General features: G+C 54.6%; 20 protein-coding genes and 1 tRNA gene. 13 read left to right on the top strand and 8 right to left on the bottom strand.

The window, feature by feature from the left end:
• Positions 1–4 precede the first annotated feature (4 nt).
• Positions 5–871: a hydroxypyruvate isomerase family protein gene (locus JIN87_RS17110; RefSeq protein WP_200356815.1), complete on the bottom strand. Its 867-nt coding sequence runs from the start codon at positions 869–871 to the stop codon at positions 5–7.
• A 646-nt stretch (positions 872–1,517) separates the two neighbouring features.
• Between JIN87_RS17110 and JIN87_RS17105 the strand changes: the two genes are divergently transcribed.
• The 5 genes from JIN87_RS17105 (at position 1,518) to JIN87_RS17085 (ending at position 8,882) form a co-directional block, all read left to right on the top strand.
• Positions 1,518–3,059, top strand: a complete 1,542-nt coding sequence (locus JIN87_RS17105; RefSeq protein ID WP_200356814.1) for a sulfatase family protein — start codon at positions 1,518–1,520, stop codon at positions 3,057–3,059.
• Positions 3,060–3,062: 3 nt separating this feature from the next.
• Positions 3,063–4,439 (top strand): sulfatase, encoded by a 1,377-nt coding sequence (locus JIN87_RS17100; RefSeq protein ID WP_200356813.1) that lies wholly within the window; start codon positions 3,063–3,065, stop codon positions 4,437–4,439.
• An 83-nt stretch (positions 4,440–4,522) separates the two neighbouring features.
• Entirely contained in the window at positions 4,523–5,956 is a 1,434-nt protein-coding gene (locus JIN87_RS17095; protein ID WP_200356812.1) for a sulfatase family protein, read from the top strand.
• A gap of 87 nt (positions 5,957–6,043) precedes the next feature.
• Positions 6,044–7,189 carry an AraC family transcriptional regulator gene (locus JIN87_RS17090; RefSeq protein WP_200356811.1) on the top strand — a complete coding sequence of 382 codons (1,146 nt, stop codon included), beginning with the start codon at positions 6,044–6,046 and terminating at the stop codon, positions 7,187–7,189.
• A gap of 97 nt (positions 7,190–7,286) precedes the next feature.
• On the top strand, positions 7,287–8,882 hold the full coding sequence (locus tag JIN87_RS17085) for an SLC5 family protein (RefSeq protein WP_200356810.1): 1,596 nt from the start codon (positions 7,287–7,289) through the stop codon (positions 8,880–8,882).
• A 380-nt stretch (positions 8,883–9,262) separates the two neighbouring features.
• Here JIN87_RS17085 and JIN87_RS17080 read toward each other — a convergent pair.
• Positions 9,263–9,337, bottom strand: a tRNA-Met gene (locus JIN87_RS17080).
• 121 nt (positions 9,338–9,458) lie between these two features.
• Here JIN87_RS17080 and JIN87_RS17075 point away from each other — a divergent pair.
• Both JIN87_RS17075 and JIN87_RS17070 read left to right on the top strand, forming a co-directional pair.
• Positions 9,459–10,436, top strand: coding sequence for an NAD(P)-dependent alcohol dehydrogenase (locus tag JIN87_RS17075; RefSeq protein WP_200356809.1), 978 nt, complete (start codon positions 9,459–9,461; stop codon positions 10,434–10,436).
• Between the two features lie 530 nt (positions 10,437–10,966).
• Positions 10,967–11,614 carry a response regulator gene (locus JIN87_RS17070; protein ID WP_200356808.1) on the top strand — a complete coding sequence of 216 codons (648 nt, stop codon included), beginning with the start codon at positions 10,967–10,969 and terminating at the stop codon, positions 11,612–11,614.
• Positions 11,615–11,691: 77 nt separating this feature from the next.
• Here the strand turns inward: JIN87_RS17070 and JIN87_RS17065 are convergent, their stop codons facing one another.
• Entirely contained in the window at positions 11,692–12,537 is an 846-nt protein-coding gene (locus JIN87_RS17065) for a sirohydrochlorin chelatase (RefSeq protein ID WP_200356807.1), read from the bottom strand.
• Between the two features lie 96 nt (positions 12,538–12,633).
• Here JIN87_RS17065 and JIN87_RS17060 point away from each other — a divergent pair, with 96 nt between their 5' ends.
• Positions 12,634–13,203, top strand: a complete 570-nt coding sequence (locus JIN87_RS17060; protein WP_200356806.1) for an OmpA family protein — start codon at positions 12,634–12,636, stop codon at positions 13,201–13,203.
• A 284-nt stretch (positions 13,204–13,487) separates the two neighbouring features.
• Positions 13,488–13,994, top strand: coding sequence for a histone H1-like repetitive region-containing protein (locus JIN87_RS17055; RefSeq protein ID WP_200356805.1), 507 nt, complete (start codon positions 13,488–13,490; stop codon positions 13,992–13,994).
• A 90-nt stretch (positions 13,995–14,084) separates the two neighbouring features.
• On the opposite strand, the gene xerD is transcribed toward JIN87_RS17055, so the two are convergent.
• Complete coding sequence (gene xerD, locus JIN87_RS17050) at positions 14,085–15,008, bottom strand: site-specific tyrosine recombinase XerD (protein WP_200356804.1); 924 nt, start codon at positions 15,006–15,008, stop codon at positions 14,085–14,087.
• A gap of 42 nt (positions 15,009–15,050) precedes the next feature.
• Positions 15,051–15,323, bottom strand: a complete 273-nt coding sequence (gene infA, locus JIN87_RS17045; protein WP_200356803.1) for a translation initiation factor IF-1 — start codon at positions 15,321–15,323, stop codon at positions 15,051–15,053.
• Between the two features lie 120 nt (positions 15,324–15,443).
• Here infA and tadA point away from each other — a divergent pair, with 120 nt between their 5' ends.
• Together tadA and JIN87_RS17035 are read left to right on the top strand one after the other, a co-directional pair.
• Entirely contained in the window at positions 15,444–15,977 is a 534-nt protein-coding gene (gene tadA, locus JIN87_RS17040; protein ID WP_200356802.1) for a tRNA adenosine(34) deaminase TadA, read from the top strand.
• Positions 15,978–16,055: 78 nt separating this feature from the next.
• Positions 16,056–16,661 carry a superoxide dismutase gene (locus tag JIN87_RS17035; protein WP_200356801.1) on the top strand — a complete coding sequence of 202 codons (606 nt, stop codon included), beginning with the start codon at positions 16,056–16,058 and terminating at the stop codon, positions 16,659–16,661.
• 99 nt (positions 16,662–16,760) lie between these two features.
• On the opposite strand, the gene JIN87_RS17030 is transcribed toward JIN87_RS17035, so the two are convergent.
• The gene (locus tag JIN87_RS17030) at positions 16,761–17,957 is read right to left on the bottom strand and encodes a PD40 domain-containing protein (protein ID WP_200356800.1); all 1,197 of its coding nucleotides are present in this window, start codon (positions 17,955–17,957) and stop codon (positions 16,761–16,763) included.
• Positions 17,958–18,092: 135 nt separating this feature from the next.
• On the opposite strand from JIN87_RS17030, the gene JIN87_RS17025 reads away from it, so the two are divergent.
• Together JIN87_RS17025 and JIN87_RS17020 are read left to right on the top strand one after the other, a co-directional pair.
• Positions 18,093–19,142, top strand: a complete 1,050-nt coding sequence (locus tag JIN87_RS17025; protein ID WP_325176393.1) for an Mrp/NBP35 family ATP-binding protein — start codon at positions 18,093–18,095, stop codon at positions 19,140–19,142.
• 256 nt (positions 19,143–19,398) lie between these two features.
• Complete coding sequence (locus tag JIN87_RS17020; RefSeq protein WP_345780801.1) at positions 19,399–19,629, top strand: hypothetical protein; 231 nt, start codon at positions 19,399–19,401, stop codon at positions 19,627–19,629.
• Positions 19,630–19,736: 107 nt separating this feature from the next.
• Here JIN87_RS17020 and rpmG read toward each other — a convergent pair whose 3' ends face one another.
• Positions 19,737–19,904 carry a 50S ribosomal protein L33 gene (rpmG, locus tag JIN87_RS17015; protein WP_200356797.1) on the bottom strand — a complete coding sequence of 56 codons (168 nt, stop codon included), beginning with the start codon at positions 19,902–19,904 and terminating at the stop codon, positions 19,737–19,739.
• An 82-nt stretch (positions 19,905–19,986) separates the two neighbouring features.
• Complete coding sequence (locus JIN87_RS17010; RefSeq protein ID WP_200356796.1) at positions 19,987–21,354, bottom strand: diadenylate cyclase; 1,368 nt, start codon at positions 21,352–21,354, stop codon at positions 19,987–19,989.
• Positions 21,355–21,385: the final 31 nt, after the last annotated feature.

Genomic DNA, 21,385 nt, shown 5'->3' with positions numbered 1-21,385 from the left:
AATCTTAGTACGCGTTTTTGAGCAGTCGTTGAACAGCCTTCTTCTCGGTATCCTTGGGTCTACACTCGACCCCCACGTATCCACGGTACCCGAGATCATACGCAGCCTTGAGAATAGCCTTGTAGTTAAGTTCGCCTGTACCCGGTTCGTGGCGACCTGGCGTATCGGCCAATTGGAGATAACCAACCTGATCGATCCCTCGCTCGAGATAAGTGATCAACGCGCCTTCCGTCAGCTGCATGTGGTAGAAGTCCCAGTTGATCTTGATCATTGGCGAATCGACTTCGCGGCAGATCTCAACTGCGAGCTGGCTGCCATTGAGCAAGTTGTGGCCGTGATTGATCGGATTGAAAGGTTCGATGATGATCATGACACCCGCTTCCTCGCAAAGAGGAGCAACACGCTTCATAGCCGCTGTGTAGTTTGCAACTTGCTCCTCCTCGGAGAGTCCTTTGGTCCACTTGTGGCCCACCACAGTCATTTTCTTGGCCCCAAGAATCTTGGCAGCCTTCAACGCATCCTTAATGCCTGCCTCGAACTCATCGATGTTCTCGCCTGAAGTGATCGACTTTCCCCAAGCAGTGAACTGGACGACTGTCATGTCGAGCTCCTTACACTTGGCCGCGATCGCGGGAAGGTCTTCCTTACCATATTGCCAGAACTCGATCGCATCGAATCCATCAGCATGCGCCTTTTCGATCTTCTCAAGCATGGGAGCTTTCTTGCCACCGTACCAGAGAGCCAGGTTAGCTGCGAACTTGGTCTTTACGTCAGACATCTTCAGGTCTTTCGCGCTCGCCTGCAAGCTCAGGGAAGCCAAAAGCACTGCAGCTAGAACGCTCAACAACAAAGGGGTTTCTCTCTTTCTCATATACTCTTTTCTCTTTTGGGTGCTATATATTAGTAGCGATATATAACTTCTAAATTTTATGGGTTTGTATTCGAACGGCCCTACAAGCGGTCTACTCGACCACAATTCTCTGATCGCAGATTTAATTTTTTTGGGGGTAATTTCGATTCGTTCACTGGTTACAATTCTAAGGAAGCGAAAACTCCCTAGTCTAACGCTGACCGAGTTCTAACCGCGGCCGAGCCAAACGGTCAAAGATGGATGAGTTGAAACAGATAAATGAGAAAGCTGAGGACCGCCGGCGAGCTGAATTTAGCCTGAAACACGGCATTTTTCGATAAATTCTACAAGTACCTAAACCACCCCAGCATCACCACGTCGGACGATTCCACCACAGCCTTCACAAACAAGAAAACTCGCCCTAAGTCGACAGGGGCACTCTAAACAAAATCCGTTCTAGCGTAGCCATTTCATCGATACATTTCGCCCTCAAAAAAACTCTCAGCGAACAGAAATCGATCTCCTTGCCCTTCCCCTTATACAAATGTCGCAAACACGTATGTGTTTTACGCCTTTTCGCATTTCGAAAACGGCATTTTCTGCTATTCTATGCACTTATCCCATCGCCCGAAATACGGCGTTTTTAAATAAAGACTACCAAACCATCGTGACTCTCAAACGTTTCAACCTAGTTGCGACCGCAATCATCGCCTCACTGCTAAGTCCCTATCTCTCTGCAAGTTCCAACACAAAACCAAACATCATATGGTTGATGGCGGAAGACATGGGTACCGACCTCGAATGTTACGGAACTCCCGGCGTGCAGACCCCAAACCTCAACCGTCTCGCCGAAGAAGGAGCGAGATTTGATCGTACCTACTGTGCGAATCCCATCTGTTCCCCCAATCGTTCCTCGATGATGGTCGGAGTGCACCAGACAAAGATAAACGCCCACCACCACCGTAGCAACCGCGACGTCCCTCTCGCCGCCCCTTACAAGCCCATCACCTCCTTCCTTCGGGACGCCGGCTACACCTGCATCCTCGGAAGCGATCTCGTCATGCAAAAGGGCACGAAAATCGACTGTAATTTCAAAACCGAGGCAACCGGCCCCTACGATGGGAAGACCCAGTTCGGACTCTTCGACAAGATCGGCGATCCCCAGCCAGAGGACCAACCTTTCTTCAATCAGGTCCAACTAAAGGTCACCCATCGAGGAGATTGGTGGAATCCCATCCGAAAAGCCTCCAAAGACCCCGTATCCGTCGACGAAATACAGCTCCCGCCCTACTTCGCCGACACTCCCGAAATTCGCTACGATTGGGCAGCCTATCTCGACACTGTCGAATACATGGACAACGAAATCGGCCTCATCATTCAGGACCTGAAGGCCAAGGGCATGTACGAGAACACCATCATCATCTTCATCGCCGACAACGGTCGCTGCAACCTTCGTGGCAAAGGCTACCTGCAAGAACCCGGCATTCACGTCCCCATGATCGTCTGGGCGCCTGGATACGTCGAAGCAGGCACAATCGTCGACGAACTCATCTGCACCACCGACATCTCCGCCACCATACTTGAACTCGCAGGCGCGGAGATCCCAGACTACATCACTTCAAAGCCTATCTTCGGCGTCGAGAATCCTCAGTACCGCGACTACGTCCGCTCCGCTCGCGACATCTGGGACGAAATCGACGAGTGCTCTCGCAGCGTCACGACCAAGAAATTCAAATACATCAAAAACCACATGCCAGAGGTACCTTGGAACACCAGCCAAGCCTACCTCGAACTCAACCGCCCCGCCCTCCACGTAATGCGCAAACTAAAGGCGGAGGGTAAACTCAGCGATGCTGAGATGACGCACTTCCTGGACGAAAAGCCCGTCGAAGAACTCTACGATCTCGAAAACGATCCCCACGAACTCAACAACCTCGCCCTCAATCCAGAGTACGCAAACGTGCTCGCCGAAATGCGTTCCCTCGAAGAAGATTGGCAGTCGGAAAACAAGGACTACGGCCTCGAGGACCTCGGCCAACGCCGACCTGAGCAAGGCCTCGGAGCCGGCATCTCTCGCGAATTTATCAAAGCCAAACACCCCGACCTATGGGATCGCCTCGAAGCAGGCGAGTTGATGGAAACCCAAGCCTGGGGCAAAATGGCTAAGCAAGCCAAGGCCAAGGCTAAAAAGAAAGACAAACAGAGCTAATCAATGAATCCCCCAATCAAGCTCATCGCAACAGCTACCTTGGCGCTATTAAGTTGCCTCCCGCTACAAGCTAAAGAACAGCCCAACATCGTCCTCCTCTTCGTAGACGACATGGGCTGGTCCGACCTCGGCTACCGAAATCCCGACGTTTTCGAGTCTCCAAACATTGACGCCCTCGCCCACGAAGGACTCGACTTCCAACAGGCCTACATTCCGACCCCTACCTGCAGCCCGAGCCGAGCTACCCTCGTAACCGGAAAACACCCGGCTCGCATCAAGATGGTTCGTCACATTCCGACCGCCGCCAACAAGAACGGCTTCGACAAGTTCGGCCGGACCGAGGAGCCCACCAGCCTCTGGCCAACCGATCCCGCTCAATTTCCCATCCCCAATTGGCTCCACCTCGAGCACACGACCTACGCCGAAGCCCTTAAAGAGCTCGGATACTACAACCTCTTCGTCGGCAAATGGCACCTCGGCCATGAGCCCTATCACCCGATCCACCAAGGCTGGGACCAACAAATCGGCACCTCGAACTGGGGCCACCCCAAAGGCTTCAACCCGCCCTATTTCGTCAACTCCGAGGTCTACAAAGGCGAAAAAGAGCGCTACCTCACCGACAAGCTCACGGACGAAACCGTCGACTTCATCTCGGACTACGACAAGGACCAGCCCTTTATGCTCTCCCTCTGGTACTACACGGTGCACGGTCCTCATGATGGACGAGCTGACTACGTGAAGCACTTCCAAGAAAAAGGCCTCGAAGGCCGCTACGCCCACTACGCCGCCATGGTAAAGTCGCTCGACGACTCCGTCGGACGTATCCGCCAAGCCATCACAGACAAAGGCATTGAGAAGGAAACCATCGTCATCTTCCTCTCCGACCAAGGCGGCATGTTCGACAACTCCCCCTTCCACGGAGGCAAACGCCACGACACCCTCTTCGAAGGAGGAGCACGCGTCCCATTCGTTTTCCACTGGCCAGGAGTCACCAAGTCCGGTTCCGAGAACAACAGCGTCGTGCAATCCACCGATCTCTTCCCAACCCTCGTCGAAATCGCAGGAGGCGATGTATCCAAATTTCAAGACCTCGACGGAACCTCCCTTCTCAGCACCATCAAGAAGAACAAATTGCTCAAACGAGGCGAGCCCATCTACGGCTATCGGGCCTACGAGGACCTCTACGCCTCAGTCCGCGAAGGCGACTGGAAGCTGCTCGCCTACCGCAGCGGAAAACTCCAGCTCTTCAACATTTCCCAAGACAAAGGCGAAACCAATGACCTCGCCGCCCAGCATCCGGAAAAGGTCCAAAAGCTCACAGTCAAACTGATTAAATGGGAAAATGAAATGGAGGTCGAACAATACTCCGGCGTCCAGTAGCACACTAAACTGTAGGGCGGGGCGTCGACCCGCCCCCCTCTTGCCCCAACGACCGACACTCCGCATCCCCACTTATTTTACCCATGATTCCCACACGCATCCTCCTCTCCCTCCTATTCGCAGCGCTCGCCCACCTCGCCGCAGCTGCCGATAAGCCAAACATCATACTCTTCGTTTCAGACGACCACGGCATGGACGCCCTTGGCTGCTACGGCAATCCCGTCATCAAGACGCCAAATATGGACCGTCTCGCCGAAGAAGGAGTCCGCTTTACCCAAGCCTACTGCACCAGCGCCAGCTGCGCCGCCAGCCGCTCCGTCATCCTCACCGGCAAATTCGGCCATGGCACCGGCTCCTACGGCCACACCCACGACTACCACCACTTCAGTACCTTCGCAGACCAAAAGTCCCTCCCCGTCCTCCTCGAAGAAGAAGGCTACCACACCGCTCGCATCGGCAAATACCACCTCGCCCCCGAGTCGGTCTATCGCTTCAACACGACTCTCCAGGCCGACCCTCGCTCAACCATCGAAATGGCCACGGCCTGCAAGGACGTCATCAATCAAGACAAACCCTTCTTCCTCTACTTCTGCCCCGACGACCCACACCGCGGACACCCCTTCAAGCCAGATCCATGGGACGCCCCCAACAGCTTCGGTAACACCCCTGGCGGCTACCCCGGCGAAAAAGTCGTCGAGTACGACCCGGCGGACGTCATCGTGCCTCCCTTCCTCCCCGACACCAAGGAATGTCGCGAGGAAATGGCTCAGTACTACCAATCCGTTTCCCGGATAGACCAAGGCCTCGGCAAGCTCCAGAAGCTGCTCAAAAAGGCCGGCAAGACGGACAATACCATCATCATTTACATCTCCGACAACGGCATCGCCTTCCCCGGAGCCAAGACCACTGTCTACGAGCCTGGCATCAAACTCCCCTGCATCGTCAAAGACCCTCGCTCCCCAAAACAAGGTCTCGTCAACAACGCCATGATCAGCTGGGCAGACCTAACTCCTACCCTGCTCGATTTCGCCGGAGCCGACTTCGATGCCGACGCGTTCCACGGACGCTCCTTCAAAAAGATTCTCAACAAGAAGAATCCCAAAGGCTGGAACGAGATCTACGCCTCACACATCTTCCACGAAATCACCATGTACTACCCGATGCGCGTCGTGCGCGAGGGCAACTACAAGCTCATCTGGAACGTCGCCTACCGCCAGCCCTACCCCTTCGCTTCCGACCTCTGGGCCGCCTCCACCTGGCAAGGTATTCACCGAGCCGAGAAGGAGTACTTCGGCAACCGCAAGGTGAGTGACTACCTGTTCCGCGCCGAGTTCGAACTCTACGATCTCTCCAAAGATCCCAACGAGCTCAACAATCTCGCTCTCGACGACAAACACGCCGACCTGCTCACCAAAATGCAGGACAAGATCAAAGCCTTCCAAATTGAAACCCGCGACCCTTGGCAAATTATCTGGGGCAACGAAAGCCAAGTCCAAGGCACCGGCGTAAACCTGTAGCCGACGCAAAGCAAATGTAGGGTCGGCGCTCGCGCCGCACCACAATGCAAGATCCCATCCCCTCAGAAACCAACCAACCCCCAGAAAATGAGTAGCCACGAAAACATCCCCAAAGTCGCTATTCTCGTCAGCACCACCAACGAATGGGGCCGCCGCCTCATCAAAGGCATCCTCGCTTACGTCAAGGAAGTCGGCCCCTGGCATCTCTACATCAGCGAAAGCACTCCCCGCGAGCCGAAAGAATTGCCCAAAGGGTGGAGCGGCGACGGGATCATCGCCCGCGTGACCACCCCCGAGCTGGCCCAAAACATCAGGGATGCCGGCCTCCCCATCGTCAACGTAGCCGACACCCCACTCGAAGGCTTTTCCGCCCCCGTCATCCGGACCGACGACGCCATCGGCGCCGACATGGCCATTCGCCACTTCGTCGACCGCGGACTGCGCAACGTCGCCTTCATAGGTCCCGCCGGAAATCCCAACACCACCTGGTACGCCAACACCTTCCAATCGAACGCCGACTCCGCCGACCTCTCCTTCAACCTCTTTCGCCCACGCTCCGACGCTCCCGATGAAGCGCAAGCGCTCATTGGCTGGCTCAAGCAACTCCCCAAGCCCGTCGGCGTTCTCGCCTGGGGTCACCACTTCGCTCGCGAGGTGGTCGATTGCTGTCTCGCCGCCAACATTTCAGTCCCGCACGACGTTGCGGTTTTGAGCGGCGGATACGACGAACTCCTCAGCCACGCCTGTTTCCCGGCCCTATCCGGCATCCTTTCGCCCACCGATCAAATCGGCTACAAGGCCGCATCGCTCCTGCACGAGCAAATGCAAGGCAAGCAAGTCTCCAGCGAGCCGATCTACCTCCCACCACGCGGCATCATCGAGCACCTCTCCACCGATACCCTCGCTGTCGAAGACCCCAAGCTCGTACAGGTTGTCGAATTCCTGCAGGCCAACGCCTTCAAGAACATCAGCATGACCGACATCCTCAAAGCCGTCCCCATGGCTCGCCGCTCCCTCGAACGCCGCTTCCAAAAAGCCTTCGGTCGCTCCCTCATCGACGAGATTAGACGTATCCGCATCAACAAAGCCCGCACTCTCCTAGCCGAAACCAACCTGCCCATGCAGGACATCGCCGAGATTTGCGGCTACGCCACCTACAACTACTTGACCCACGTCTTCAAAAAGACCACCGGCTCCACCCCACGCGACTACCGCAAACAGTTCCGCATGTAGAGCGCGCCACGCATCACTCATTTTAATTGCTCCTAAGTCTGGAACCAGCTCTCAATAGGCGTTTCCCTCGCTACGCCGTTGAAATCCTGGTTCCCTGATGCCGAACAGTCACTACATCGATCTTGCCGTCGTGGCCGCCTACCTGGTGACCATTACCGTAGTGGGAATCTGGATAGGCCGAAAACACTCGAAGTCCCAAGAAGGCTACTTCCTCGGCAACCGTCAGTTCGGGTGGGTCATGGTCGGCTTCTCCCTCTTCGCCACCAATATCAGCATGGCCTTCTTCGTAGGCGGAACAGGCAAAGCCTACAAAGTCGGGATCGCCGCCCTCACCCCTGAGCTTCTCGGCGGCCTAGGCATGACGGTTTCCGCCCTGCTTTTCATTCCTATCTACCTTCGGTCAAGCATCACCACCCTCCCCCAGTTCCTCGGCAAACGCTTCAACAAATGGGCTAAAGTCTTCTACGGCGGCGTCTTCATCGTATTCACCATCCTCACCAGCCCGCTCACCATGTACACGGGCTCCTTGGCTATACTCAGCCTTTTCCAATTCGAGATCACCCCCGCCAACATCTACCTCGCAAGCGCCGTCATCGCCTGCACCGTCGGCTTGTATTCAGTTCTTGGAGGCCTCACCGCCGTCGTCATAACCGACGCCGCTCAAGTAGTCATCATGATCTTCGGCGGACTGCTCGTCGCGATCATGGGGATCTTCGCCCTCGGAGGATTCTCCGAATTCTGGTCCGCCATTCCCGCCAGCAAACTCGAGCTCCTACTTCCGCACGACGATCCCGAATTTCCCTGGAGCGCCATGATGACCGGACAGCTAATGGCCTCCTTCTTTTTCGCCTTCGCGAATATCACCATGCTGCAACGCGTCCTCGGAGCGCGAAGTCTCGAACACGCACAAAAAGGCATGCTTCTCGGAGCCGGGCTCAAAATGTCCGGCCTTGTTCTCTTCATCCTCCCCGGACTCATAGCCGCCCAACTCTTCCCCGAAATCCACCCCGACACCGCCTTCACCACCCTTACCCGCGAACTTCTCCCCGTCGGCCTCTCTGGACTCGTCCTCGCAGGGATGATCGCAGCCATGATGTCCACCCAAGACTCCGGCATCAACACGCTCGCCAGCATCGTATCCATCGACATCTACCCCACTTTCAGCAAAAAGGCCGATCCTCAAAAAGGCATTCTCATCGGCAAGTCCATAGCAGTCTGCAACATCATCTGGGGCGTCGCCATGGCGCCCATCTTTCTCACCGTGCAGCAAGGCATCTTCGACCTGATGCTTAAATTCGGCGGCTTTATAATGATGCCCACAGGCTTATGTTTCGTACTCGGCCGCTTCTGGAGTCGCGGGACCAGCAAAGCCTGTCTAGCCACCCTTTCCACAGGGCTGCTCCTCGGAGTCTACTACAATCTCAGCAGCTCCCTACCAGCCTTCAGCTCTCTTCTGCCAGAAGCGCTTGGGCAAATGCATTACTATCACGTACTGCCCCTCTTCGCGGCACTGCTCGCCCTCATCTTCATCGTAATAAGCCTCCTCGACCAAGCCCCCACAAAGGAACAGCTAGAATTCCTGAAAGAAAACACTCCAGAGAGACCAGCATCCCCCAAGCCCTGGCACCGCAGCTTCGGCTTCTGGTGGACCCTCTACCTCGTCGCCTTCATCGCCCTATACCTATACTTTTAGTCACTCCACTCGTAGGGCTGTCGCTCGCGACACGCCGCGTAGCCCCAAACATCCGAACACGAAAAAACCGGTCCCTACCGGAACCGGTCCTAAAATTCGAGAGAGTGGTGCCAAGGGGCAGACTTGTACCGAGCAAAGCGAGATGCGCAGCCACTGCCGCACTGTGCTCTTGGTCGGCAGTTCAAGAGTTGGGAACACAAAAATGGCCGACCCTGCTAGGATCGGCCGAAAGTGAGAGAGTAGTGCCAAGGGGCAGACTTGTACCGAAGCAAAGCGAGACGCGCAGCCACTGCCGCACTATGCTCTTGGTCGGCAGTTCAAGAGCTCGAAACACGAAAAAACCGGTCCCTTCCGGAACCGGTTCTAGAAATTCGAGAGAGTGGTGCCAAGGGGCAGACTTGAACTGCCGACCAAGAGCTTATGAGTCTCCTGCTCTACCACTGAGCTACCCTGGCATCTCTCAAAAAGAGATGGCAAAACCTGTGTGCCAACTCTTCCAAGTCAAGACTCTATTAGACTGTTTTTTGCGAAATTGAACAAGCTAGAAATCCGTCGAAAGGTGAGCGGAATCCAACCATGAAAGCCATCGTCCTCAAAAAATACGGCAGTCCCAGCGACCTCGCCCTCGAAGAACACCCCACCCCAACGCCCAAACCAGATGAAGTTCTCGTCAAAATAGTGGCTACCGCCGTAAACGACTGGGACTGGTGCCTGACACGAGCCAAGCCCTTCTACATCCGCCTCCTATGCGGATTCTTCAGCCCCAAAGTCCGAATCCCAGGCGCTGAAATCTCCGGCGTTGTCGAAAAACGAGGCTCTGAAGTAACAACACTCGCGGAAGGCGACGCCGTCTATGCCGACATTTCTGAATGCGGCTTCGGCGGGTTTGCCGAATACGTTTGCGTACCCGCATCCACGGTCTCGAAAAAGCCAGAATCAATCAGCCACTTCCAAGCAGCAGCCCTCCCGCACGCCGCAATGCTCGCCATCCAAGGGCTTTTCGATTCAGGCGAACTTCAACCTGGCCAGTCCCTGCTCGCAAACGGAGCAGGCGGAGGAGTCGGCACGCTCGCCGTTCAGCTCGCCAAAGCCCATGGAGTCGACGATGTCACTGGGGTCGATAGCGCCGACAAAGCCGCGTCCATGAAGGAGCAAGGCTACAACAAGACGATCGACTACCAGGCAGAAGACTTCACGAGAAACGGCGGGCAGTATCACCTTATTCTGGATACAAAAACCAATCGATTCCCTCTTTCCTATCTTCGCGCCCTCCACCCTGGCGGTAGATATGTAACAGTCGGTGGACGAACAAGACATCTCCTCCTGACCTTTCTCGTCGCCCCCTTAATCCACCTATTCACCAAAAAGCGGATACGTATTGTAGGCATACAAACAAACCGAGACCTGGATCAAGTTAGCGAACTCTGCGCGTCAGGAAAACTCACTCCTCTAGTAGAAGGCCCCTTCCCCCTAAAAGAAGCCCCTCGACTCGTTCAGCGTTTTGGCGAAGGCCGCCACCAAGGAAAAATCATCCTGACCACTCAAACCCCTTAATGCACTAGGGAAAAACGAGTAGCTCTTGGAATCAACGAGTCACGATCGGGTATAAACACGTAAACACCCTAGATCCCATCATCAAAGATAGGGCAGACACGCACGCTTGAAAAAGATGGCCGCTCCACGGAGCGATGCAGCATCGAAGGCACTCCCAGCAACATGGCTCGTAAATATTTTACGATCACCTAAACACCCCCTAGCTCTCTTCATGCCTCTCGTGTAAACAACTCTAAATCTATCACTTACAAACAGTACTACAACCTAAACACCTCTCTTAAAGGCCCCTCCCTCAAACGCGAAAAACACTCATCCAATTGGGCTGTTTTTTAGGCAGTTCACCTCAATCTTCACAAATCACTTACAAACGTGGTCAAGCGCTTAACTAAATTTTGAATCCAAACTTCAAACGAATGTGAATTATACCCCTATAGCTTGCTGTGGGGACTTATCCTCATATAGTTTTTGGCAAATAACCACCAACGGGGACTGACCGCCCCGCAATCCAGCCAAAGAATCTAAGACACCACATGAAACGACTCTACATAGTAGACGATTTGACCGCTGTCCGCCAAATGCTAGCTGATGTTCTCGAGCGCCATAACTACGAGATCATCGGAGGCTGCGGAAACGGCCAAGACGCTCTAAAGGAAATCCAAGATCTCAAGCCGGACATCGTCATCGTCGATGCCCGCCTCCCCGGCCTCAACGGCCTGGAAATCGTCCGTCGACTCAACCGCCAGCTCCCAGACACTCGCTTTCTGGTTTTCTCAGCTTACCAAAATCCATCCATCGTGAAGGACATGCTAGAAGCAGGCGCTCACGGATTCGTCGAGAAAACCGCAAACCTTCGCGAGTTCATCAACGGACTCGGCATCGTAGCTGAAGGCGGCACCTTTTTCGGACCCAACGTCGCGGAACTCATCCGCAGCGTAGTCGCCAATCCAGGCAACGTCCAACGCTCCAAGGACACCCTCACCGAACGCGAACGTGAGGTCCTGCAAATGATCGCCGAAGGTCACAGCACCAAGGAGATCGCCGGCAAACTCGGACTAAGCATCAAGACCGTCGACAATCACCGCACGAACATGATGCGAAAGCTCGATCTTCACAACGTCGCCAGCATCACCCGCTACGCCATGCAAAACGGTCTCATCGACCTCGAGCCAGCGATCTAGCCAAACAACAATTCCCAAAAGGGAGAGATCCCACCTTTTGCAGGATGGAAGGCCACGCCTTCCATCCTTTCTCTTTTTCAGGAAGAAGCCCCAAACGCCTCCCGATACCGCTGCTCCAGCAAATCTGCCAGCATCGGACTCTCGCCAACCAGAGGAGCGAACAGGACCTCCCCACCTTCACGCACCAGCTCAGAATCCGCCACGATCTGAGCGATATCTCCGCCCGGCCCCGCGTGACGCCCAGGTGAAAAGAAAAGCTGACTCAAAGCCACCCGCTTCCAGCCACGATCCTTCGCGAACCCCAGAGCCCTTTCCAGCAACGGCTCGCAAAAATCGTATTCCTCCCCCTCTCGACGCTCCATCGACGATGCGATCAACCCGCCAGCCGGCGTCTTCAATAGCTCCGCCAACTGCCGCCCCACCAGATCTCGGCACGCGGCAACCTCAGGCAACGGACTTCCATGGTCGACCAAAACCACTCCATCGAGCGAAACTGTATCCAAATTCCGGATAAGTAGATCCCTTAACAAAACGGCGATCCCGTCCTCATTCTCACGTGCCGGATCGATCAATGTCCCCGCCACTTCCACCGACGCTGCCCCATGCTTCGCCGCGACCTCAGCCGTCACCTTCGGCATATAATCCACCACCGCCGAACTCGGACCAAAAAACAAGGGAACAACTCGGAACCGAACGACTCCCTCTTCTATACTCTTTCGCAAAAAGCGTCTCCAAGTCGCCGCTTCCTGCCCATCGAGATCCTCCGCTGGAATCTTGCTCGAATGCAGCAGCGAGACCGGATGTACCTTCTTGCCGATCCTTCCCTCAAGCTCAGCCGCGATTCGCCGTAAACTCCGTACAGAATCCGGCCTCAGCGAACCGTTATCCAGCAAAACAATACATTCCTCTTGGTTTTCCATCATTAGCAGCGAAATTCCCTCTAAACTCTTGCCAGTAAATTCTTGCCGAAGTTTAGCGAATACCGATAGTCGCATAATACGAAGACCAAGCTCTCCATCATGTTCAAGAAAATCGTCCTTATCGCCACCGCCTCCCTCATCGCTTTCGCCTTTACCGGCTGCTCCAAAAAGCCTCGTCGCCCCAACCCCCTAGACACCGTGATGGGTCCAGGTTACGAATCCGGCCAGCAGTCAGACACCTTTAACAGCATGGAGCTCGAAGGCGACGGCGCATTGCTCGAATCCCGCGACGATTGGGGAACCGCCAGCCTCGAAGACCTTATCGCTCGAGCTGACCGCAACATGTTCTCTCCCGTTCTCTTCCAGTTCGACTCCTCCGCGATCGCTCCCACAGAACGCCCCACTCTCCAAAACGCAGCCGATTTCCTCAACAGCAACCCGAACGCGAAGCTGATTCTCGAAGGACATTGCGACTGGCGCGGCACTCAGGAGTACAACCTCGCCCTCGGCGACCGCCGCGCAAAAAGCGCCCTCGACTACATCGTAACCATGGGAGTCGACCCAAGCCGCCTGAAGACTCTCTCCCAAGGCGACCTCAAGGCCATCGAAGGAGCTACCTCAGCTCAAATGGCTCAAGAACGTAAAGTCGAGCTGCTCGTTATTCGCTAACAACAAGCTCAAACTTAATTTCCAAAGCCTCGCAGCGTACCTGCGAGGCTTTTTAGTGCTTGGAAACTCCACGGAAATCTCTTCCAACTCCCAGAGTAGCATTGGCACGTCCATTGCTACCGACTGCCAATAGCGACAGACGTTACTCTGGCGTAACGCCGGGGAAGCATCATGCTGTTGCTATTGCGCAAAATAAGTGTTGAGTCGCGTAAATCGGAGCAATGCTGACGTTCCAACTTACGAGACCCTCAACACGCTACCGGTACCAATAAGAAGACAAACTCATGAAAAAGACTACTATAGCCGCTGCCAAAAAAGCTGCTAAGAAAGCTGTCAAAAAGGCTGCCGTTAAAAAGGTAGCCGCTAAGAAAGCACCCGCCAAGAAGGTGGCTAAGAAAGCCCCGGTCAAAAAGGTAGCCGCCAAAAAGGCTCCCGCTAAGAAGGCCGTCGCTAAGAAAGCCGCTCCCAAGAAGGCGGTCGCTAAAAAAGCGGCACCTAAGAAGGCAGCAGCCAAGAAAACCGCAAAGAAGGCTACGCCAAAGACAACCATCGCCGCTAGCGTCGATGTCGGATTTGGCAACACCTTGTACCTGCGTGGCGCCGCACCTGGCCTATCTTGGTCAGAAGGCGTACCAATGGACTGCAAGGCGGACTCGTCTTGGAGCATCGACATCGCTGGCGTTACAACAGCGTTCGAGTTCAAGGTACTTATCAACGATGAGTACTGGAGCGCTGGATACAACGAGGTCGCAGAACCAGGCAAGAAAACAAGCGTTACGCCTGTTTTCTAATTCGGAAACCAACCTATAAACTTTTCCCAAACGGGCGACATTCTTCGGAGTGTCGCCCGTCTTGCTTTCAGCATCGTCTCCAACCCCTCACTACAGAGCAATGTCGCCTTCCCGACTCCGCGGGTGAAACTCCTCATGGGCGCTTCGAGTTCGCTCCGACTCCACCGAGGTATAGATCTGCGTTGTCGCGATATCCGAATGGCCCAGCAACTCCTGAATAACTCGCAAGTCAGCCCCTCCCGTCAGCAAATGGGTCGCGAACGAGTGCCGCAGCATGTGCGGCTTCACCGGCTTGTCGATACCCGCAGCCTTGGTGTGCTTCTTTACGATCACCCAAATCGTCTTGCGAGAAATCGCGGTGCCCCGATTGCTAAGAAATACCGAACTGCCCGTTTTAGCTTTCACCAAAAATGGGCGCCCATTGCTCAAATAGTTTTCCAGAGCTTTAACCGCCTGGCGCCCCATGGGACAAACACGCTCTTTCGACCCTTTTCCATACACCTTCAATGCACCCAGCTCCAAATCGATTTGCTGCAGCATTAGTCCCGAAAGCTCCGAAACACGCAATCCCGAGGAATAAAAGAGCTCAAGCATCGCTCGATCCCGCAAGCCTTGCGGCGTCGTTTCGTCAGGCGCAGATAGCAGCTTTTCTACTTCTCGGATCGTAAGCGTATAAGGTGCTTTGCGACGCAGCTTCGGTCCCACAACAATCTCCGTAAACGATTTCTCGATACGACGCTCCCGCAATAGATAGCTGTCCAAAGCCCGAACCGCGCTCAACTTTCGACACAAACTCGCGTTCGAGTAATCCTCTTCGCTCAGCGAATAAATCCAGTCGGAAACGTCAGCGGCTGTCACCTGATTCCAACTACCCGGCGTCGAGGAAGCCCGGAGCCGATCAACAAACTGCTCCAAATCCCCTTGGTAGCTTTCCATCGTATTCTCGGAAAGCCCCTTCTCTAAGCTCAGGTAGGCAAGAAGATCCTCTACACCCTCAGCGAGATCGCTCGGCACGGATCAAATCTTGTTCGCGGAAACGCCTCCCGCAAGAAGCAATTACTTCCTACGACGCGGGCCGAAGGAACGAATCGGAGCATTACGGTTCTGAGCCGCGTTACGCAAACGGTATACGATGCGAGCCTTGTTCAGGTCATAAGGGCTCATCTCCATCTTAACAAGGTCCCCCGCCGTGATCTTGATAAAGTGCTTGCGAAGCTTTCCTGAGATGTGGGCAAGGACCTGGTGTCCATTCTCAAGCTCAACTCGGAACATGGTTCCCGGAAGCACTTGGACTATCTTGCCTTCTACTTGGATTGTTTCGTCTGACATATATTGGTGATCAAAATCTGGCTACACCGGCCAGGGCGGAAAAAGATGGAAGCGTCGTTCCTTTCATATCCTTGCCATTAGTCAAGAGTATTCATACCCACCTACTTTGCTGCCAATACCATGTCGCACCCGCCTAAACCAGCTCCCGAGTGTCCTTTTGAAAAACGCTACCCGTCAGCTCTCAACCGAGACGATCGCTACTTCATGGAACTCGCCTATAACCGAGCCATCGACGCCTGGCGTCAGAATGAAGTCCCAATCGGAGCCGTGATCGAATATGGCGGAGAAGTCATAGGCCAAGCCCACAACCAAGTAGAGTCCACAAACGATCCCACCGCCCACGCCGAAATGCTCGCCATCACCCAAGCGAGCGACGCCATAAAAAATTGGCGCCTCAACGAAGCCACCCTCTACGTCACCAAGGAACCCTGCCCCATGTGCTCCGGCGCCACCATGATGTCTCGCCTCAAACGCGTCGTCTACGCCGTGCCGGACCCAAAGATGGGCGGACTCGGCGGTCTCTACGACGTCAACAGCTACCCCACCATTAACCACAGCTTGGAGGTTGAAATCGGACTCATGCAGGACGACTGTCTCCAACTGCTGCAAGCCTTCTTCCAACTAAAGCGCGAGATGGGCAAAACTTCGATTTGACAAAGATTATTCTTTATTTAAAAGAATCTCTCTTCGAATTTAACCACTCACCTAAAACCTAATACCAACACTAATAAAATGGCATACGAACTCCCTGCACTCGACTACGCATACGACGCGCTCGAACCACACTTCGACGCACGCACGATGGAGATCCATCACAGCAAGCACCACCAGACTTACATCAACAACGTAAACGGCATGATCGCCGGCACCGACCTCGAGTCGAAGTCCGCGGAAGAGCTAATGGCGGACCTCGATTCCGTGCCAGAAGGCATCCGCACTGGCGTTCGCAACAACGCAGGCGGCCACGCAAACCACAGCTTCTTCTGGAAGGTCATCGGACCAAACGGTGGCGGAGCTCCAGTCGGCAAGCTTGCGGAAGCGATCGAATCTGAGCTCGGCGGACTCGACGCATTCAAGGAAGCCTTCGCTAAGGCTGGCGCCACTCGCTTCGGCAGCGGCTGGGCATGGCTCACAGTCAAGGACGGCAAGCTCGCCGTTACTTCCACTGCGAACCAGGACTCCCCTCTCATGGACGGAGCGACTCCAGTTCTCGGACTCGACGTTTGGGAGCACGCTTACTACCTCAACTTCCAAAACCGTCGCCCCGACTACATCGCGGCATTCTGGAACGTGGTAAACTGGGAAGCAGCCAACGCGAACTACGAAGCAGCCCTCTAAGCTTCAGAAAAGAATTTCAATTCGCACAAAAGCCGAACTCCTCGCGGGGTTCGGCTTTTTTCATAACGTAGCGCGGCGCTTCAGCCCGCGTATCGCGAACTACTGCACGTAGCTTGGCTGAGAAACCTTGGTCCGACTACCAGAAATCACGTAGCTCTTACCCGACAGAGAATCCAAGATCTTGATCTCGCTCCGATTCGCACGGCGGTGCGTATAAAGCAAGTGACGCCCATCCTTAAGCCACTGGGGCTCGATCGCATCGCCCCGATCATTGGATACGATCCTGCTCTTCCCTACTGTCGAGTCGAAGATTACAATCTGACGCCCTGATCCGATAGCGGCACTGAAGGCGATCTGGTTTGAGAACTCTGGATTCCAGTCAGGCTGAGCGCAATGTCCGCTAATATTCGTAGCTAGACGACGGTAGCTTCCACCGTGAGATGGCATGACGTAAAGCTGAGGCCCACCGCGCTCGTCCGATGAGAATACAAGACGAGTTCCATCGGGAGACCAAGAAGGCGACGCCTCCAAGCCTCGAGACTTTGTAAGGTTCTTCATACGACCGCTCGACTCACGGACCCAAACATCCGCGTTTTTGCCGCCAGAAATGATCATCGCAATGCGCGTGCCATCTGGACTGTAGCGTGCGTCCATGTTCAGCCCCTTGTAGTTCGCGATCACCTCGCGGCGGTTGTTCCTAAGGTCCAATCGATAGATATCTGGAAAACCAGCCTTGTAACTAGTGTACACGATCGAACTGCCGTCGGGCGACCAACGTGGACGAACCGCGCTCACTCGATCCTGAGTCAACATCGAGATCTTTCTGAACAGAAGGTCAGTTGTGCAAACCTCAGTGAATCCCGTCTCCTCGCTGATAAAAGCGATCTTGCCCGAGAAAAAGCCCTTCTTTCCGCGAGTCTTGTAGATAGCTCGGTCAATCGCTTTGTACACCGCGTTGAGGCTAGATGATCCCGCAACCGTTTCGCCCAACAAAGATCTCCCAGCCGATGTGATGGACAAGCGAGCCCCTTGCGAACCGACCGGATCGACCGTGATCACGAAATCGGCTTGATCGCTGGAATTAACGACCTCGAACCCACCGTGGATCCGAAACGCGGTCGTAAGAATCGCCTTCGTGCTAGAATTACCAGACGCCACGACTACCGGAGTCGTGGCCGGAATACCGCGAACATTCACGGTTCCGCCATCAATTTGGGCGAATGCAACGCCAGCAAACGGCAGCGTTATCAAAATTAAAAGGGTGGCACGAAAAGAAATCAGGGATCGGAGAATCATACAGCAACAAGCGCAGACTTGACAGAGGCGCGAATGTTTCAGGTTTCTGAAGAAAGGCCTTTTTATGGTCCACGTTTTCTTAAGAGCAAGCGCTGGAGTCCGCCTAAAGGCACAAAATTCAATTACCGCATTAGAGTGAGTCTCGAAAAGATCAACCAAGCCCTTAAAAGCGTAAAATATCCGGGTTTCAGCCGCGACATAGTTTCCTTCGGCATCGTCCGAGACGTCGCGTTCGAAGACGGTAAAGCGAGCGTCTCGATCGCTATCACCACATCCGACGCCAACATCCCACCCGCAATCCGCGATTCAGTCGAGGAAGCGCTCAACGCTCTTCCCGAAGTGAACGAGGTCGACGTATCCGTCGTTCTCTCCGGCGGAAAGAAGCCAAGCCAGACTGCTGGCGTCGCTCCCACTGAAGGCATCCCTGGCGTAAAGCACGTCATTGCCGTTTCCAGCGGTAAGGGCGGAGTCGGCAAATCCACTTTCGCCGTCAACCTCGCCTGCGCCTTCCAGCAGATCCTCGCCCAAGAAGGCAAAAAAGCAGGCATCATGGACTGCGACATCTACGGCCCCTCCGTGCCGCTTATGCTGGGACTTTCCGGCCGCCCCTACGTTGAAGGTGAATCTCTCATCCCGATGGAGGGTCACAATCTCAGCGTCATGTCGATGGGCTTCCTCGTCGACGAAGACACTCCAGTCGTCTGGCGCGGCCCAATGGTCATGAAGACCATCCAGCAATTCTCCCAAAACGTGAAATGGGGCGATCTCGAGCTTCTCGTCGTCGACCTTCCCCCTGGCACGGGCGATGCCCAGCTATCCCTCGTTCAAACGATCCCTCTCAGCGGAGCAGTGCTCGTCACCACTCCACAGCCGGCAGCCACCCAAGTTGCGAAACGCGGCGCTCGCATGCTCGAAAAAACCAACGTCAAGATCCTCGGCGTAGCGGAGAACATGAGCTACCTCGAAGCTCCCGACGGCTCGCGTCAGAACATTTTTGGCGAAGGCGGAGGCACTCAGACCGCAACCGACCTCAACACAGAATTCCTTGGCCAAATTCCGCTCGACAAATCGATCCGAGAGGGCGGCGACGCCGGCACGCCAATCGTGCTCAGCAAACCAGAATCGGAAGCCGCCAAGGTCTTTGTATCGATTGCCAATTCCCTACTCGCAAAAGTACGCGCATAAGTTTCCGGATGGCATCAGCTTACAGCCTTACCTGATTGTAAACTCGGGTCACTCTTACTGTAAAAAAGATTGGCCTCCGAGAATTTAGCCTCAATGCTTTCCCCTATCGCTCCCGTTCTTAGTCCGTGCGCTAATCCGCTGCGGACACGACCTTCAAACTTTGAATTCGAGTTGCTAAATCGCTAATCGCGAGGATCTTTATCGAAGGAAAAGTCCACCGGATACTCCAAAGGTTAAGCAAACAGACGGGCCTGATATGCAACTTATGTCAGCAAAGAAAAACCAGTCGAGCGGCCAGCACGAATTCGTCAAGCAGTCGAGCCTCTACCAAGAGTTCCTCGCCGAGCGTGAAGAAATCCTGCGCCACAAGTGGCTCGAGTCCGAACGCCTCGGATACGATATCGGATTCGAGCGTGCCCTGTTAGACTGGATACGTAAACACCGCGACAGCTGGCGTGCCGCAAGACGCCGGCCAGACGCAAACTAGGCCGACTCCGGCCACCTCTTCCCTCCTCTTCCCTGGAGATTTGGACACAAAAAAGCGACACCTCGAAAAGTGTCGCTTTTATTGTGAAATTCTAAATCGAAGCAGGCTTACTTGATTTCCTTGTGAACCGTATGGCGCTTCAGATGCGGGTTGTACTTCTTCTTCTCAACACGTTCTGTGACGGTCTTCTTATTGCGAGAAGAGAGGTAACGGGATACTGGCTTACCTTCAGCCTTGGCTTCGGTACATTCGAGAGTGATTACTTCGCGTGGCATGGTGTGTAAAAATTAAAGAGGACGGACCTTCGCACCTCACAAGCAGAATGCAAGGGAAAACTGCAGATCTAACCTAGCTGACTCAAAGCGTCCGCCCGCCAAACGATCGCTCCACCAATGGAAGAGCAATTCCGCTGCGGAATACAGTCACCTGCCCCGAACTAGACGAGACCACGATCGCCAAACAATCAGTCGCGATCGAGATCGCAGCCCCCGCCGCATGGCGAGCTCCCAGGCCACTGGGAAGCTGCTGATCGAAGTCAGGCGTATGAATCAAGCTCCCCGCAGAGTTCAGCACCCCGTCGCCTGTAATGATAAACGCTCCATCCAAACCGGAGAACTCCTTGACCGTCTCGTCCATAAACGGGCTCAAAATGTTTCGGTCCTCCTCCTTGTACCCATAGAATGGGTTCAAAACGAGTGGCTTAGTCATGCTTTCGACCTTCTTGGTATCCCCTAGCACAAAAAGCGTACCGACCGGCTTGCCTTCGCGGCCCTCGATCGAGAGCTCCATTGCAACGCCAATCACACGCTCAAGCACTTCGGGCGACACGTCGGCCGGCATAAAATTCTCTCTCTCAGCTAGCAGGGCCTGAAACTCGTCCTTCAGATCGATGACCATCAGCGTATCGAACTGATCACTGCCCGGCAAACCACCCACACAAGCAATCTTGTGATGGGTCCTGAAAACGCCACGGGTTAGGCCCACCAGAAATGCGGAACGCATCTGGGCCAAGCGACCGTTGGAAAACGAGCGAACTTGGATCATCTCGTCAAAAGGCTGATCCTCGATAAACTCACCATCCTTGGCGCGACGGGAAACCAAGACCGTATTGAAATCCCTGAAGCCCTCAGGCACATCGATTTGCCCAGAGGAAATGGTATCGCCAAACACCGCGATCGAATCGCAATGAGCCCCTTTGGCGATGCGCATCACTTGGCGAAGCATCAAATTATTGATCGAACTCTGACGCTTCTTCTTCGGAGCCGCCAAAATACCACCGAAGGCGGCCATCATCTGGTCATGCAGCTCATCAAGAGACTGGGAGCGAACCAGTTGATCGACAAAGGCCTGGTCCTTCACCAGCCGGGCAACCGCAGCCAGAACGTTCAGGTAATCCTTGGCCCCCTCGCCTGCCAAGAGAAGCACCACGAGGTGAACCTTCTCTTGCCCTTTCAAGCCTTCATACTCGAACCCTTCCCTTGAGCGTCCAATGGCGAAGACGTATTTGCGACGCATCTTCACTCGGATATGAGGCAGGACCACACCATTGCCCAAGTAGGTCGTCATAGTGCTCTCCCGCTGCATCAAACCGGGGAGCAGCTTTTTCCGCTCGAGATCCTTGAAGCGGGATACGGTCGTTTTGAGCAGCTCTTTGAGAGAGCCTTCAAAATCGTCGCTTTCGAGGTCGAGAAATCGCCTCCGCGAAAAATATCGGTCGAGTTTCATCTTGGGGCAAAGCCCCCTGCGACCTGGCTAG

The organism is Pelagicoccus mobilis (assembly GCF_016595505.1).
GTDB classification, from domain to species: Bacteria; Verrucomicrobiota; Verrucomicrobiia; order Opitutales; family Opitutaceae; genus Pelagicoccus; species Pelagicoccus mobilis.
Note: the sequence above shows the minus strand (reverse complement) of the source record. Positions and strands in the feature narration are given on the sequence as shown.

Coding starts and splice junctions, on each gene's coding strand:
- JIN87_RS17085 (WP_200356810.1), top strand. CDS start 7,287: ATGCCGAACAGTCACTACATCGATCTTGCCGTCGTGGCCGCCTACCTG.
- rpmG (WP_200356797.1), bottom strand. CDS start 19,904: ATGCCACGCGAAGTAATCACTCTCGAATGTACCGAAGCCAAGGCTGAA.
- JIN87_RS17100 (WP_200356813.1), top strand. CDS start 3,063: ATGAATCCCCCAATCAAGCTCATCGCAACAGCTACCTTGGCGCTATTA.
- JIN87_RS17070 (WP_200356808.1), top strand. CDS start 10,967: ATGAAACGACTCTACATAGTAGACGATTTGACCGCTGTCCGCCAAATG.
- JIN87_RS17075 (WP_200356809.1), top strand. CDS start 9,459: ATGAAAGCCATCGTCCTCAAAAAATACGGCAGTCCCAGCGACCTCGCC.
- tadA (WP_200356802.1), top strand. CDS start 15,444: ATGTCGCACCCGCCTAAACCAGCTCCCGAGTGTCCTTTTGAAAAACGC.
- JIN87_RS17110 (WP_200356815.1), bottom strand. CDS start 871: ATGAGAAAGAGAGAAACCCCTTTGTTGTTGAGCGTTCTAGCTGCAGTG.
- JIN87_RS17035 (WP_200356801.1), top strand. CDS start 16,056: ATGGCATACGAACTCCCTGCACTCGACTACGCATACGACGCGCTCGAA.
- JIN87_RS17030 (WP_200356800.1), bottom strand. CDS start 17,957: ATGATTCTCCGATCCCTGATTTCTTTTCGTGCCACCCTTTTAATTTTG.
- JIN87_RS17065 (WP_200356807.1), bottom strand. CDS start 12,537: ATGATGGAAAACCAAGAGGAATGTATTGTTTTGCTGGATAACGGTTCG.
- JIN87_RS17055 (WP_200356805.1), top strand. CDS start 13,488: ATGAAAAAGACTACTATAGCCGCTGCCAAAAAAGCTGCTAAGAAAGCT.
- infA (WP_200356803.1), bottom strand. CDS start 15,323: ATGTCAGACGAAACAATCCAAGTAGAAGGCAAGATAGTCCAAGTGCTT.
- JIN87_RS17010 (WP_200356796.1), bottom strand. CDS start 21,354: ATGAAACTCGACCGATATTTTTCGCGGAGGCGATTTCTCGACCTCGAA.
- JIN87_RS17060 (WP_200356806.1), top strand. CDS start 12,634: ATGTTCAAGAAAATCGTCCTTATCGCCACCGCCTCCCTCATCGCTTTC.
- JIN87_RS17095 (WP_200356812.1), top strand. CDS start 4,523: ATGATTCCCACACGCATCCTCCTCTCCCTCCTATTCGCAGCGCTCGCC.
- JIN87_RS17090 (WP_200356811.1), top strand. CDS start 6,044: ATGAGTAGCCACGAAAACATCCCCAAAGTCGCTATTCTCGTCAGCACC.
- JIN87_RS17020 (WP_345780801.1), top strand. CDS start 19,399: ATGCAACTTATGTCAGCAAAGAAAAACCAGTCGAGCGGCCAGCACGAA.